Source organism: Pseudomonas nitroreducens, from assembly GCF_014204515.1.
Taxonomy (GTDB): Bacteria; Pseudomonadota; Gammaproteobacteria; order Pseudomonadales; family Pseudomonadaceae; genus Pseudomonas; species Pseudomonas nitritireducens_A.
In genome coordinates, this window is record NZ_JACHLI010000035.1 from 1 (window position 1) to 13,856 (window position 13,856).

Genomic DNA, 13,856 nt, shown 5'->3' on the forward strand with positions numbered 1-13,856 from the left:
ATTTTTCGCCTAAGCGAAAAACCGGATGTCCGGGGCAAGACCTTTGCCTACTTTGGGTCGTTTGCCAAAGTAGGTCGCCCGAGGGGGCGAAACAGGAAGTCCGCGCGCACGCCGACGCGACGCTGGAACCCCACGCTGAGGCAGCACATCCCAAACATTGGAGCCAGGACAGACACCAGCCCCGCCGGCGGATCGCGGGCCAAGCCCGCTCCTACAGTGAGTTGCTAGCGCGGGCGCTGAGTCACGGCGCCTGCTTGATCACCTGACTGAACCCCAACACCGCAAACACCGGCACCTCCGGGGTAATCGACGGCACATTGGCGACCTCCTTGAGCGGCTCCAGCTTCTCCTCCAGGTCGAAGTCGATCAGCTTGAGCACCAGCGGCTCCATGGTCGTCACCTCGATGCGGCTTTCGCTGGGCCGGCTGACCAGCACCTCGGACTTCAAGCGGCGCTGCTGGCCGTGCAGATCGAGATTGAAATCAATGGTTTCCTGGCGCGACTGGCCGACCTGCAGGTCGTCGTAGCGGCTCATGTCCAGCTGGCTGCTGATGGTCGCCTCGGGGAAGCGCTCGATCTCGAAGAAGGAATTGCGCATGCGCTCGTCGCGCAGCGCCAGGCCGCTGTCGATGGACTCCAGCGGCACCACCACGCGCACCGCGCCCTTGTCGTCGATCTGCCCGGAGAGGCGGTCGAAGCGCTGCACTTCCGCCATCTTGCCGCGCTTGACCGAGACGAAGCTGATCCGCGAGGTGTCGCCGTCCAGTTGCCATTCGGCCAGGGCCAGGGGGCTGGCCAATACCAGCAAGGCGCACACAGCTCCTGTTACAAAAGAATGCATTGGTCCTCCGAAGCGGGTCGCCCCGCTCCGTGGAACGCGCCCGTCAGTGGCTGCCCGATTCGGGCAAATCGTCCGCCTGGGGCATCAGTTGGCATCCCTCGCGCGCACCGAGCCAGGCGGCTGTCTGCGTACTGCCCAGGCCGCGGGCGGTCACCCGCTTGCGCGCTTCGTCGTCGAGGAAGGCGCTGGTCGGCACGTACTGCTTGGTATAGGCCTGACAATAGTCTGCCGAGTTCCCCATAACGTAACGGCAGGAGCAGTACTCCTTGGCGGTGTAGGCGCCGATGATGCCGGGGAAGGCGGCGAGGTGAATACGGTTCTGCCAGATCACCACGGCCAGCGCGACGAGCAGCAGGGCGAGAACACTGAGGATCGGATGGCGGCGGATCATGGCTGCACCTCCCCGTGGGCGAAGGCCGCCTGGGCGAGCTTGAGGAAGGCATCGTGCTGGTAAGTGCCGTCACGGTCGTCGGCGTAGCGCACGATCACCAGTTTCTGTTCAGGGATCACGTACAACGCCTGGCCCCAGTGGCCGAGGGCGGCGAAGGTGTCCTCCGGCGCATCCGGCCAGGGCTTGGCCGCACCGGCCACCGCGCGGTTGAGCCACCACTGGCCGCCGGGCACCGCCTCATTGGGCTTCTTCGGATCGGGCTGGTATTCCGGGAACGGCGCGAGGACGAACTTCAGCCAGTCCTGCGGCAGCAGCTGGCGGTCCTTCCAGCGCCCATCGCGCTCCATCAGCAGGCCGATGCGCGCCAGGTCGCGGGCGGTCATATAGGCGTAGGACGACCCGACGAAGGTGCCGCTGGCGTCGCGCTCCCAGACCGCGGACTGGATACCCAGCGGCTCGAACAGCGCGGTCCAGGGGTAGTTCGCGTAATCCTTGCCGACCATCTGCTTGAGCGTGGCGGACAGCACGTTGCTGTCGCCGCTGGAATAGCGGAAGCGCTTGCCCGGCTCGGCGTCGGCCGGGAAGCCGGCGGTGAACTTCGCCATGTCGTCGCGGCCACGGGTGTAGAGCATCGCCACCACCGAGGAGCGCACCGGCGCGTACTCGTACTCTTCCTGCCAGGCCAGGCCGGAGGCCCAGTGCAGCAGGTCGCGCATCTTGATGTCCGGGTGGTCGGCGAAGGCCGGGTAATGCTGGGCGACGGGATCATCGAGCTGGAACTTGCCAGCGCCGAAGGCCACGCCGAGCACGCTGGCCATCACGCTCTTGCTCATCGACCAGGCCAGATGCGGCGTCTCCGCACGGGTCGGGCCGGCGTAGCGTTCGTAGATCAGTTGGCCGTCACGGATGACCACCACGGCGTCGGAGCGCACGCCCTTGCGCGTGGCATCGTCGCGGCTGGGAAAGGCGTAGTTTTCGAAGGCTTCGACAGCGGCGCCGCTGGGCGCAGCGCCGTGGGGCCAGTCGGCCTCGGGCCAGGTTTCGGCGCCGTGGGCGTGGCTGCTGAGCAGGCAGGTGGCCAGGGCCAGCGCGCGCAGCGCTGGGCGGAAGGGGGCGAAGGGCATCGGCGGGCCTCTTGTTATCAGGTCGGCCCGCACCCTAGCACGGCGTAGATGACGGATTAAGCGCCGATCGTGCCGTTATCAAGGACGATTGGCGCAATCGGTCAGCATGAAAGCGGTCAGCGCGGCACCTGGTAGTCGTCCGGCCCCATCAGGTCCATGCCGCATTGCAGGTCGGCGATCCAGTCGAGGAAGGCGCCGATCATGGCCTTGCCCATGAACGGCCGGCCGTGCTGCGGGACGATCATCTCGATATCCAGCCCGCGAACCATGTTGGCCCACAGCCGGCCGACCTTGTTCGAGGCCATGTAGCGGCGGTGGAAGCCTTCCATGTGCGGCACGTGGGCGGCGAAGTCCTGCACCGGGCTGGCGTCATCCACCAGGGAGGCACCCATGTCACCGGAGAAGAGGATTTTGCTGATCGGGTCGTAGACCTGGAAGTTGCCCACCGAGTGCAGGAAGTGCGCGGGGATCATCTTCAGCTGGCAGCGGCCCAGCTGCACCGACTCGCCACGATCGGGCAGCGGAATGACACGGTCATAGGTGGAGATGCCGTGGCTGACCGCCAGGTAGCTGGCCGTCAGGTGCGGCAGAAAGCGCGCCCAGAGCTTGGAGCAGATGACCTTGGCGCGGGTGTGCAGCAGCCATTTGTCCAGGGCGGCGATGATGTCCGGGTCCTGGTGCGAGGCGAAGATGTAGTCCAGGTCCTGCAGCGGGAACAGCTTGGAGAGTTCCAGGGACAGCGGGGTGTAGGTCAGGTCGCCGCCCGGATCGAGCAGCAGGCGCTTGTCGTGGTCGACGATGAGGAACTGGTTGGACTGCACACCGTCGCCGCTGACCAGATCGTCGAAACACAGGCATTGGTGTTTACCGTCGTCGAACAGCACGATGGGTTCGCGTCGCATGAGGGGGTTTCCTAAAGCAGTGGGAGGGGAAACAGTGGGTAGCCCTGCGGAAATTTCTGAGTACAACGACAGAAACGGCTGCAAGGCTATCGTCCCCTCCCTCAGCCCTCACTGACGTGGGTCAAGGCCTATTGCCACCCTCGCTTTCTCCAGGCGCTTGGCCCGCGCGGAACCGGCCAGCGCCAGCACGCCCTTGTCCCTTTTCCACACCGCTGCCAGTTCCGCAGAACCGGCGGCGAATGCCGCCTCCAGCGCCGAGGCCAGCGTCTCGAACTGGCTGAACACGCCGGCCAGCAGCAGGTGGGTTTCCGGCTGCGAGGCGGGTTGCCGGCTGACCTCCGCGCAACCGGCGAGCACGCCGGTCAGGCGCAGCGCCAGCTCCGCCGGCCATTGGTGCTCCAAGGCCAGTCCATAGAGCCAGGCGCAGACGGCCGCCAGCACGTGGGTGTCTTCCAGGGTACGGAAGGGTTTGCTGTAGGCCTCCCAGCCATCGCCGGGCAGGCGTTCGCAATGGGCGCCGTCGAGTAGCAGGCGCGCGTGGGGGATATCGGGCATCAGCGGCAGGGCCGGCAGCGCTTCCAGCTTCGCGCCGGGAGCGCCGGCCTGCACCACGGTCATGGCGATGCGCGGGGACTCGCCCTCTTCCTCGTCGCGTGCGGCGACCAGCCACCAGGCGGCGCTGTCGGCGGCGGTGGCGAAATCCTTGCGGCCGTGCAGCACCAGGCCGTCGAGGCGGGTCTGCAGGTCGGCCGGGCGCACGCTCTTCTTCTCGGTCACGCACAGCGCCCCGAGGCTGCGCGGGGCGGCCGGCCAGAGGGCACGCAGCGCCGCCTGGTAACCGGCGAGGAAGGCCAGCCCCGGCGAAGTCGCCAGACGGCCGCCAAGCACCGCCAGTTCGAAGCTGCCGGCGCACTCTGCGCGAGCCAGCAATTCGGCGTACCAGTCGTCCAGGGCCAGGCCGGGCGGTAACCGGTCCTGCGGGCCGAGCAGGCAATTCCAGGGCATCACGGCGCTCCTTCCTTCGAGGTCGTTGTTCTTGTCATACAAGCATCACCGCACCGTCATGGGCGTGACACCGGTCATTCCTAGCCTGAGCTTGCACAACAAAGCCGACCGGCCGCAACCCGCATGGCCGGTTCACGGAGGCACTCGCATGAGTCAGACCGCCCTCTCCTGTGACACCCCGGCAGAACGCCGTCTCAAGGCCGTGCGTCTGCGCGGCGCCCGCGCCCTGCGCGAAGCCCAGGCCCTGCGTTATCGCGTGTTCAGCAGCGAGTTCGATGCCCAGCTCAACGGCGCGGACCAGGGGCTGGACATGGACGACTACGACCGCCACTGCGCCCACATCGGCGTGCGCGACCTGAACACCGGCGCGCTGGTGGCCACCACCCGCCTGCTCGATCACCGCGCCGCCCAGCGCCTGGGCCGCTACTACAGCGAAGAGGAATTCGCCCTCGACGGCCTGGACAACCTGCAGGGCCCGGTGCTGGAAATCGGCCGCACCTGCGTCGACCCGGCCTACCGCAACGGCGGCACCATCGCCGTGCTCTGGAGCGAGCTGGCCGAAGTGCTCAACGAAGGCGGCTACCGCTACCTGATGGGCTGCGCCAGCATCCCCATGCGCGACGGCGGTATCCAGGCCCAGGCGGTGATGCAGCGCCTGCGCGACCGTTACCTGTGCCAGGAAAACCTGCGCGCCGAACCCAAGACCCCGCTGCCGCCGCTGGACGTGCCGGACAACCTCACCGCCGAACTGCCGCCCCTGCTCAAGGCCTACATGCGCCTGGGCGCGAAGATCTGCGGCGAGCCCTGCTGGGACCCGGACTTCGGCGTCGCCGACGTGTTCATCCTGCTCAAGCGCGATGAGCTCTGCCCGCGCTACGCCCGTCACTTCAAGGCCGCGGTCTGATGCGCCGCCTGCGCGCCTGGCTGCGCGTCGCCCGCCTGCTGGCGCTGCTGCTGGTGGGCCTGGCGCTGGCCAGCTTCGTCAGCCTGCTCGAGCGCCTGCCCGGCGGCGACCGCATGCCGCTGCGCCAGCGCCTGACGCGCTGGTTCCTGGCGCGCCTGTCCGCCGCCCTGCCCTTCGAACTGCAGGTGCACGGCGAGCTGCCCCAGCAGCCGATGCTGTGGGTCAGCAATCATGTGTCCTGGGTCGATATTCCGCTGCTCGGCGGGCTGCTGCCGCTGACCTTCCTGTCCAAGGCGGAAGTGCGCCAATGGCCGCTGGCCGGCTGGCTGGCGGAAAAGGCCGGCACGCTGTTCATTCGCCGTGGCTCGGGCGATGCGCGGATGATCAATGCACAACTGGCCACGCACCTGTCGTGCGGCCGTTCTCTGCTGGTCTTCCCCGAAGGCACCACCACCGACGGCACGGGCCTGCGCACCTTCCACGGTCGCCTGATGGCCAGCGCCATCGAAGCCGGCGTGCCGGTGCAACCAGTAGCGCTGCGCTACCGCCGTGACGGTCAAGCATGCGAGCTGGCGCCGTTCATTGGCGACGATGATCTGGTCAGCCACTTGAAGCGTCTGTTCGAGCATGATCGGGGCGTCGTGGAAATCCACCTGCTGCCGGCGCTGTCCAGCGCCCATCAGGATCGCAACCTGCTGGCGAAGCAGGCCCATGCCGCGATCCACGCGGTGGTGTGTGACGCTCAGGAAGAAGCGGCCATCGCCGCCTGAGGCTCGCTGACGAACGCAGCGCGCCAGGAAAGGATTGGAGCCCGCCGTAACCTACGGCCGGCGGGTTCCCACTCTGACGAAACAGCTTTCAAACTGCGCCGGGCGGCACCCTCGAGCCGCCCGGTGAAGCCTGAAAACAGTCTCCAGACGCCGCAGGCTCAGGCCTCCGGCGGCACGACCAGGATGTCACAATCCAGTTCGCGCAGAGCGTAGTCGGCAACACTGCCGATCAGGGCACGCTTGATCCCGCCCATACCCCGAGTACCCATGACCAGCAGATCGGGCCGATGCTTGTCGACCATCCGCTGCAACACATTGCCCGGCAGCCCGACGGCCACCAGTTGTTCGTCGATGCTGCCTTCCAGGTGCTGGTCGTGGAGGAACTTCTTCAGGTCATCCACCGCCTGGCGCGATTCGCTGCCGACGAATTCGTCGATGCGCTCCTCGCTCACCCCGGAGTACTGCATCATGCCCTTGGCCAGCGGGCTGAAGGCATACACGCCGCGGCGCACAGCGCCTTCGAGCATGCCCAGGTCATTGGCCACTTCCACCGCGTGGGCCGAAGCCGGCGAGGTATCGAGGGCGATCAGCAGGTCGCGGTACTGGCCGGCGGCCGGCTGGTTGACCACCAGCACCGGCAGTTGCCCGGCGCGCAGCACGCGCTCGACCGTGGTGCCGACGAAGATGTCGCGCAGCACGCTCTTGCGGTGCGCGCCCATCACCAGCATCTCGCAGTGCTGGTTCCTCGCGGCGGCGAGGATCTTCTGGTTCGGATCGCCGCGCTCCACCAGCAGTGTCGGGCAGGTGCCGCCCAGTTCGGTGAGCTCCACCAGTCGCGCTTCGAGCATCATGCGCACCTGGGTGACTTCCTGCTCGACCAGTGCCGTCGGCTGGTCTTCGTCGACCACGTAGATAACGGACCAGGGACAGGCGTAGCGCTTGGCGAGTGCCGCCGCACGGTGCAAAGCCTTTTCGGATCGGCCGGACAGATCCGTTGCGACCATTAACGACTTCATCATGCTGCTCCTCTCGTCGTCCTTCAGATGTGTCTATTGCACACGCGATGGGCCGCCGGGCGGTTGACGCATATCAAGTCAGGCCGGACCGTCCATCGAATTCGGCAGATTTCTGACGAAAGCCTGCAATTGGGGATAGAACTCGCGGAAGTCTTCGCTCAACGGTTCATACAGGCGATCCAGCTCATCCCAGGCGCCGTCCAGCAGCGACGGCCGCGACAGGCGCCGGGACATGCCGACGACCACGTCCTGCAGTACCTCGAACTCTCGATAACTACCCAGCCAGTCCTGCGCCGCCATGCGCGGTGCAATGCGCGCCAGACGCTCCGGTAGGCCGGGCGTGCGGCCCAATACACCGTAGACCCGTTGGGTGAAGTGCTCCAGCGGCTCGCCGGAGAAACGCGCCCAGTCGCGGGCCAGGCAATGGTCGAAGAACACGTCCAGCAGCACGCCGGCCATGCGCCGGCGCTCGCTGGGGAAGCGCGTCTTGGCACTGTGTATCAGGGCGTGACTGTCGGTGAAGGCGTCGATGCGTCGGTGCAGGCGGATGCCCGCCTCGATCTCGGCGGGCCACTGGCCGGCAAGCGGACCTTTGACGAAATCGCCATAGAGGCTGCCGAGCAGTTGGGCGGGCCGGTCGCCGCCCAGGTGGAGGTGTGCGAGGTAGTTCATGGGGGTGAGCTTAGCGCGGAACTGGTGCTCTTCCGTAGGAGCGATGTCTGTGCGGGATGCAAAGCGTTGTGGCAACTGCCCTCTCTCGGGTGAGCCCGTGCCTGCGCTTTACCCTCACCCCAGCCCTCTCCCAAAGGGAGAGGGCGCTGACCGTGCCGGCTGACTCCATTGTTTCTCCCTGCGCCGAACGGTCCCCTCTCCCTCAGGAGCGGGGCGCGCAGCCAGGGTCAGGGTGAGGGGGATCTTGATCTCGTAGGAGCGGATTCATCCGCGATGAGGCCCTGCGCGAGGGGTGCCGATCGCGGACGGAGTCCGCTCCTACGGGTGCCGCCTGCGCGCCTAATATCACGGGTATCGATCATTACTATTGGCCCAAACGAATTCATATCGTTTTTGACCGATATATAGTTCGTCCCAACGCGATATACCGATGTGCCCCATGACTGAACAACCCCATCTCGATCCTGACATCGACCTCGAAGAGATCTTCAAGGCCCTGGCCCACCCGGTGCGGCGCGACATGCTGCACTGGCTCAAGGACCCGGAGCAGTTCTTCGTCGAGCAGGAACACCAGTCCTTCGAGATCGGCGTCTGTGCCGGCAAGTTCGACCAGCGCACCGGTCTGTCGCAATCCACCGTCTCCGCGCATCTGGCCACCCTCCAGCGCGCGGGCCTGGTGACCAGTCGAAAAGTCGGCCAGTGGAACTTCTTCAAACGCAATGAAGAGACCATCCAGGCCTTTGTTCGCCACCTGAGCGAAGCGCTGTAACCGGCTACTGCCAGCCAAGACAAATCCCACTTTTCCAGGAGCAGGCGCATGCCCACTTCGCTTCTCGTCCTCGCTTTGTCCGCGTTTGCCATCGGCACCACGGAATTCGTGATCATGGGCCTGCTGCCCGAGGTCGCGGGCGATCTCTCGGTGACCATTCCCGCCGCCGGCTGGCTGGTCAGCGGCTACGCCTTCAGCGTCGCCATCGGCGCACCGATCATGGCCCTGCTCACCGCCCGCCTGCCGCGCAAGACCGCACTGCTGATGCTCATGGGCATCTTCATCCTCGGCAACCTGCTCTGCGCGGTAGCCGCCAACTATGGCCTGCTGATGCTGGCGCGGATCATCACCGCCCTCTGCCACGGCGCCTTCTTCGGCATCGGCTCGGTGGTCGCCGCCAGCCTGGTGCCGGCCAACCGCAAGGCTTCCGCCGTGGCCCTGATGTTCACCGGCCTGACCCTGGCCAACGTACTCGGCGTACCGGCCGGCACCGCGCTGGGACAGGTCGCCGGCTGGCGTTCGCCGTTCTGGGCGGTAACGCTGATCGGTGTGTTCGCCCTCATCGGTCTGTGGCGCGTACTGCCCAAGAAGCACGATGAAGAAGCCGTGGACATGCGCAAGGAAGTCGCCGCGCTGCGCAACGGCCCGCTGTGGCTGGCGTTGGGCACCACGGTGCTGTTCTCCGCGGCCGTCTTCGCGCTGTTCACCTACGTCGCGCCGCTGCTGGGCGAAGTCACCCAGGTCTCGCCGCGTGGCATCACCTGGAGCCTGGTGCTGATCGGCCTCGGCCTGACCCTGGGCAACATCGTCGGCGGTCGCCTCGCCGACTGGCGCCTGGGCACCACCCTGGCCGGCGTGTTCGCCACCATGGCGGTGGTCTCCACCGTGCTGAGCTGGACCAGCGCCTCACTGATCCCGGCCGAAATCACCCTGTTCATCTGGGCCGCTGCCGCCTTCGCCGCGGTGCCCGCCCTGCAGGTCAACGTGGTGCGCGTCGGCGGCTCCGCGCCGAACCTCGTCGCCACCCTGAACATCGGCGCCTTCAACGTCGGCAACGCCATCGGCGCCTGGGTCGGCGGCAGCGTCATCGACCACGGCCTGGGCCTGACCCGCGTGCCCCTGGCCGGCGCCGTGCTCTCCGTTCTCGCCCTGATCGCGGTGATGATCGCCTTCAGCGGCAAGCCCAACCAGCCACAACCCGTCCTCGACTGATTCTCCACCCTCACCCCGTATTGGAGTAACGCAATGACCACGCTTTTCGATCCCATCGTCATCGGTGACCTGGAACTGCCCAACCGCATCGTCATGGCCCCGCTGACCCGCTGCCGCGCCGACGAAGGCCGCGTCCCCAACGCGCTGATGGCCGAGTACTACACCCAGCGCGCCGACGCCGGCCTGATCCTCAGCGAAGCGACCTCGGTGACCCCGATGGGCGTGGGCTACCCGGACACCCCCGGCATCTGGTCCGACGACCAGGTCCGCGGCTGGACCAACATCACCAAGGCCGTGCACGCCAACGGTGGCCGCATCATGCTGCAACTGTGGCACGTGGGCCGCGTCTCCGACCCGCTGTACCTGAACGGCGAGCTGCCGGTAGCGCCGAGCGCCATCAAGCCGGCCGGCCATGTCAGCCTGGTGCGCCCGATCAAGGACTTCGTCACCCCGCGCGCCCTGGAAACCGAAGAGATCGCCGACATCGTCGAGGCCTACCGCGTCGGTGCCGAGAACGCCAAGGCCGCCGGTTTCGACGGCGTGGAAGTGCACGGCGCCAACGGCTACCTGCTCGACCAGTTCCTGCAGAGCAGCACCAACCAGCGCACCGACCAGTACGGCGGCTCCGTCGAGAACCGTGCCCGCCTGCTGCTGGAAGTCACCGATGCCGTGATCGGCGTCTGGGGCGCTGGCCGCGTCGGCGTGCACCTGGCGCCGCGCATGGACTCCCACGACATGGGGGATGCCGATCCGCTGGCGACCTTCGGCTACGTAGCCCGCGAGCTGGGCAAGCGCGGCGTGGCGTTCATCTGCACCCGCGAGAAAGCCGGCGACGACAGCATCGGCCCGAAACTGAAGGAAATCTTCGGTGGCGTGTACATCGCCAACGAGCGCTTCACCAAGGACAGCGCCAACGAGTGGCTGGACAGCGGCAAGGCGGACGCAGTGGCCTTCGGCATCCCGTTCATCGCCAATCCGGACCTGGTGACTCGCCTGGAGAAAGGCGCCGCCTGGAACGAGCCGCACCCGGAAACCTTCTACGCCAAGGGCCCGGTCGGCTACCTGGACTACCCGCGCCTGTAAGGCACGGTTTCAGCGCCAAGGCAAAGGGCGCCTTCTTTTGAAGGCGCCCTTTTTGTTCACCTGAAAATCCGAAACCAACCTGTAGGAGCGAGGGGGACGCCATCGTTATTGCTCGCACACCTCCCGACATCGGAGCGGGGCCTGTTCGCGAGCAAGCTCGCTCCTACGAAAAGCCATCGTTCCTGATACCGAAGCAACTGTAGGGCGCATAACGCCTCGGGCGTTATCCGCCGTCCTCCAAGTTGCTGGACGCAGGATGGCGTGGAGCGCAGCGATACCCATCGATTCGCGGCACCGACAGTATGGGTATCGCTTAGGCTCCACCCATCCTACGATCCGGGGTCAAGTCGTGATCCAGCGCAAGGGCGCAGCGTCGTTGCGGCCAGCCAACCGATACCCCGTCGTCGCACAACGCGTCGCCTCCGCACAGCCCTTGCAACTCCCACAGGCAGCCGGTTCGGGTGCGATCTTTTCCACCACGCCCAGCGCCAGCAGCCGCTCCAGCAGCGCTTCGAGCAGAGCCCTGGAAGCGCCCAGGCGCTGGGCCAGGGTCGGCACGTCGGCCTCGCCGATCTCACCGAGCAGGTTGCGCACTGCGATTGCCGTGGCCATCAGTGGCAAGTCCCCGCCGGCGCTGGGCGCAACTCACGTTCGCCGTCCAGCTCCAGGCCGCGCCGGCCGACCCAGCGCAGGACCAGGAACAGCGCCAGGTTGAACGCCAGCACCAGGCCGATGGCCACCGCGCTGTACTGCGGATGTTCGGCGAAGCTGAAGACCTGGTAGCAGAGGGTCGCCAGCGAGTAAGCCACGTTCAGGCCCCAGAGCACCGAGAAGGTCATCCAGCCCCGGCCGCTCTCGCGGGTCAGCGCGCCCAGGGTCGCCACGCAGGGCACGTAGAGCAGCACGAAGATCAGGTAGCTATAGGCGGCCAGCGGGCTGCCGAACTTGGCGGCGAAGGTGCCCATGGAGCCCTCCTCCATCTCGCCATCGGCCATGCTCGCGGCCACCGGGTTGGCCAGCACGCTAAGGCTGAAGGCGTCGCGCAGGCCGTCGAGGGTATCGGCGCCAGCCTGCTTCAACTGGCCCCAGAGGTCATAGGCGTCGGCATCAAAGGCTTCGCCCTGGATGTGCTCGGCGGTGTACAGGGTGTTCAGGGTGCCGACCACCACTTCCTTGGCCAGCGCGCCGGTGACCAGGCCGACCGTGGCCTGCCAGTTGTCTTCGTGTACGCCCATGGGTTTGAGCAGCGGCGTGACCTGATGGCTGAGGCTGGAAAGCGCCGAGTCGGCGATGTCGCCCTGCACCGGGCGGCCGTCGAGGGTGACGCTGTTCAGGCCGCCGATCACCAGGCTGACCAGGATGATCACGGTCCCGGCGCGGACAATGAAGGCGCGCAGGCGCATCCAGGTCTGCAGCAGCAGGCTGCGCAGGTGCGGCACGTGGTACAGCGGCAGTTCCATGACGAAGGGCGAGGCCTCGCCGCGCATCAGCGTGTGCTTGAGCAGCAGGCCGGTGAGCACCGCTACTACGATGCCCAGCAGGTACAGCGAGAAGATCGCCAGCGCGCCGTTCTGGCCGAAGAACGCAGCAGCGAATACGGCAAAGATCGCCAGCCGCGCGCCGCAGGACATGAACGGCGCCATCATCGAAGTCATCAGGCGTTCGCGCGGGTTGTCCAGGGTGCGGGTGCCCATGATCGACGGCACGTTACAGCCGAAGCCGACGATCAGCGGCACGAAGGACTTGCCCGGCAGGCCCAGGGCCTGCATCAGGCGATCCATGACGAACGCCGCGCGGGCCATGTAGCCGGAATCTTCGAGCAACGCGAGGAACAGGTACATCAGGCCGATCTGCGGGATCAGCGGCAGCACCGCGTTGATGCCACCGCCCAGGCCCTGGGCGAGCAGCGCGGTCAGCCAGTCCGGCGCGCCACTGCGCGCGCCGAGCCACTGGATGCCGTCGATGAACAGCGCCGAGGAACCCTGATCGAAGATCGGCTGCAGAGCGCCACCCAGGGTGATGGCGAAGAAGAACATCAGGTACATGACGAAGAGGAACACCGGGATGCCCAGCCAGCGGTTCAGCGCGATGCTGTCGAGCAGCTGGGTCAGGCGGTGCGGTGCGGCCTCGCGGTGGTTGCTGGCGCGCTCGCAGAGTTCGCCGATCAGCCGGTAGCGCGCGTCCACCAGCAGCAGCTCCGGGTCTTCGCCACAGGCGCAGCGGATGGCGTCACGGGCGGCCAGCAGGCGCGCCGGGTCGAGATTCAGTTGGCGGGCGCTGTGCAGGTCGCCTTCCAGCGCCAGCAGGGCCATCCACGCCTGGGTGGGCGGCGCGTCGTCCGGCAGCAGCTGGGTGACGGCGTTGCGCAACGCAGCCGGATACGGCACTTGCAGCGGCAGCTGGGCGGTCACGCTGTCGATGGCATCCTTCAGCACATCGATGCCTTCGCCGCGGGTCGATACCAGCGGCACCACCGGGCAACCCAGTTCCCGCGCCAGCGCCTCGCGGTCGATGTTCAGGCCCTGGCTGCGGGCGATGTCGAGCATGTTCAGCGCCACCACGCAGGGCAGGCCCATCTCGCGCAGTTGCACGGTGAGGTAGAGGTTGCGTTCGAGATTGGTGGCGTCCACCACGTTGACCAGCACATCCACCTCGCCATCGACGATGCAGCGGCGGGCGATCTGCTCGTCCAGCGAGGCCTGGGTCGACAGGGTGGTCAGCGAATAGGTGCCGGGCAGGTCCACCAGGCGCACGTTGTGGCGCGCCGTACGGAAGCTGCCTTCCTTGCGCTCCACGGTAACGCCGGCCCAGTTGCCGACGCGCTGGCGCGAGCCGGTGAGCTGGTTGAACAGGGTGGTCTTGCCCGCGTTGGGGTTGCCGATCAGGCCGATGCGCAGCTCTTCCATGGCGGCTCAGTCCCGTGCTTCGAGCTGGAGGGCTTCGAGCTGGAGGAACGCCAGGTCGCGGCGACGCAGCACCAGACTGCACTGGCGGGTATCCACCTGCACCGGATCGCCCAGCGGCGCGACACGGCGCACCTGCAGTTCGGCGCCCGGCAGCAGGCCCATGGAGAACAGCCGCTGGCGGAAGGCGGCACCGATCCCGGGGCGGTAACCGGCAATGCGGTACCGGCGTTGCGCTTGAAGATCGAGCATGGGGAGCCTCCG

General features: G+C 66.9%; 15 protein-coding genes. 5 read left to right on the forward strand and 10 right to left on the reverse strand.

Annotation, left to right across the window (positions count from 1 at the left end):
• Positions 1-241: 241 nt before the first annotated feature.
• The 5 genes from HNP46_RS29470 to HNP46_RS29490 all read right to left on the reverse strand — a co-directional run bounded on the left by HNP46_RS29470 (position 242) and on the right by HNP46_RS29490 (position 4,263).
• Positions 242-841 carry a YceI family protein gene (locus HNP46_RS29470; protein ID WP_184596217.1) on the reverse strand — a complete coding sequence of 200 codons (600 nt, stop codon included), beginning with the start codon at positions 839-841 and terminating at the stop codon, positions 242-244.
• A gap of 43 nt (positions 842-884) precedes the next feature.
• Positions 885-1,232 (reverse strand): amidase, encoded by a 348-nt coding sequence (locus tag HNP46_RS29475; RefSeq protein WP_184596219.1) that lies wholly within the window; start codon positions 1,230-1,232, stop codon positions 885-887.
• Positions 1,229-2,356 carry a serine hydrolase domain-containing protein gene (locus tag HNP46_RS29480; protein ID WP_184596221.1) on the reverse strand — a complete coding sequence of 376 codons (1,128 nt, stop codon included), beginning with the start codon at positions 2,354-2,356 and terminating at the stop codon, positions 1,229-1,231. The genes HNP46_RS29475 and HNP46_RS29480 overlap by 4 nt, the downstream gene beginning before the upstream one ends.
• A 116-nt stretch (positions 2,357-2,472) precedes the next feature.
• Positions 2,473-3,258 carry an MBL fold metallo-hydrolase gene (locus HNP46_RS29485; protein WP_184596223.1) on the reverse strand — a complete coding sequence of 262 codons (786 nt, stop codon included), beginning with the start codon at positions 3,256-3,258 and terminating at the stop codon, positions 2,473-2,475.
• A gap of 108 nt (positions 3,259-3,366) precedes the next feature.
• Positions 3,367-4,263, reverse strand: a complete 897-nt coding sequence (locus HNP46_RS29490) for an acyl-CoA dehydrogenase family protein (protein WP_184596225.1) — start codon at positions 4,261-4,263, stop codon at positions 3,367-3,369.
• 148 nt (positions 4,264-4,411) lie between these two features.
• Here HNP46_RS29490 and olsB point away from each other — a divergent pair, with 148 nt between their 5' ends.
• Both olsB and HNP46_RS29500 read left to right on the forward strand, forming a co-directional pair.
• On the forward strand, positions 4,412-5,167 hold the full coding sequence (gene olsB, locus HNP46_RS29495; RefSeq protein WP_184596227.1) for an L-ornithine N(alpha)-acyltransferase: 756 nt from the start codon (positions 4,412-4,414) through the stop codon (positions 5,165-5,167).
• Positions 5,167-5,937, forward strand: a complete 771-nt coding sequence (locus HNP46_RS29500; protein WP_184596229.1) for a lysophospholipid acyltransferase family protein — start codon at positions 5,167-5,169, stop codon at positions 5,935-5,937. The genes olsB and HNP46_RS29500 overlap by 1 nt, the downstream gene beginning before the upstream one ends.
• Before the next feature lie 158 nt (positions 5,938-6,095).
• Here HNP46_RS29500 and HNP46_RS29505 read toward each other — a convergent pair whose 3' ends face one another.
• Together HNP46_RS29505 and HNP46_RS29510 are read right to left on the reverse strand one after the other, a co-directional pair.
• Positions 6,096-6,956 (reverse strand): universal stress protein, encoded by an 861-nt coding sequence (locus HNP46_RS29505; protein WP_260403304.1) that lies wholly within the window; start codon positions 6,954-6,956, stop codon positions 6,096-6,098.
• Between the two features lie 75 nt (positions 6,957-7,031).
• Positions 7,032-7,625: an ACP phosphodiesterase gene (locus HNP46_RS29510; protein WP_184596231.1), complete on the reverse strand. Its 594-nt coding sequence runs from the start codon at positions 7,623-7,625 to the stop codon at positions 7,032-7,034.
• 439 nt (positions 7,626-8,064) lie between these two features.
• On the opposite strand from HNP46_RS29510, the gene HNP46_RS29515 reads away from it, so the two are divergent.
• Genes HNP46_RS29515 through HNP46_RS29525 form a run of 3 tightly spaced genes read left to right on the forward strand, consistent with a single transcriptional unit; the run spans position 8,065 to position 10,689 of the window.
• Complete coding sequence (locus HNP46_RS29515) at positions 8,065-8,394, forward strand: ArsR/SmtB family transcription factor (RefSeq protein ID WP_184596233.1); 330 nt, start codon at positions 8,065-8,067, stop codon at positions 8,392-8,394.
• A gap of 48 nt (positions 8,395-8,442) precedes the next feature.
• Complete coding sequence (locus HNP46_RS29520) at positions 8,443-9,606, forward strand: MFS transporter (RefSeq protein WP_184596235.1); 1,164 nt, start codon at positions 8,443-8,445, stop codon at positions 9,604-9,606.
• Between the two features lie 33 nt (positions 9,607-9,639).
• A complete protein-coding gene (locus tag HNP46_RS29525; RefSeq protein WP_184596237.1) occupies positions 9,640-10,689 on the forward strand; it encodes an alkene reductase in 1,050 nt (349 codons plus the stop codon).
• A gap of 342 nt (positions 10,690-11,031) precedes the next feature.
• Here HNP46_RS29525 and HNP46_RS29530 read toward each other — a convergent pair whose 3' ends face one another.
• The 3 genes from HNP46_RS29530 to feoA are packed head-to-tail and all read right to left on the reverse strand — an operon-like array spanning position 11,032 to position 13,844.
• Positions 11,032-11,301, reverse strand: coding sequence for a FeoC-like transcriptional regulator (locus HNP46_RS29530; protein ID WP_184596239.1), 270 nt, complete (start codon positions 11,299-11,301; stop codon positions 11,032-11,034).
• Entirely contained in the window at positions 11,301-13,595 is a 2,295-nt protein-coding gene (feoB, locus tag HNP46_RS29535; protein ID WP_184596241.1) for a Fe(2+) transporter permease subunit FeoB, read from the reverse strand. The genes HNP46_RS29530 and feoB overlap by 1 nt, the downstream gene beginning before the upstream one ends.
• A gap of 6 nt (positions 13,596-13,601) precedes the next feature.
• On the reverse strand, positions 13,602-13,844 hold the full coding sequence (gene feoA / locus HNP46_RS29540) for a ferrous iron transporter A (RefSeq protein ID WP_184596243.1): 243 nt from the start codon (positions 13,842-13,844) through the stop codon (positions 13,602-13,604).
• Positions 13,845-13,856: the final 12 nt, after the last annotated feature.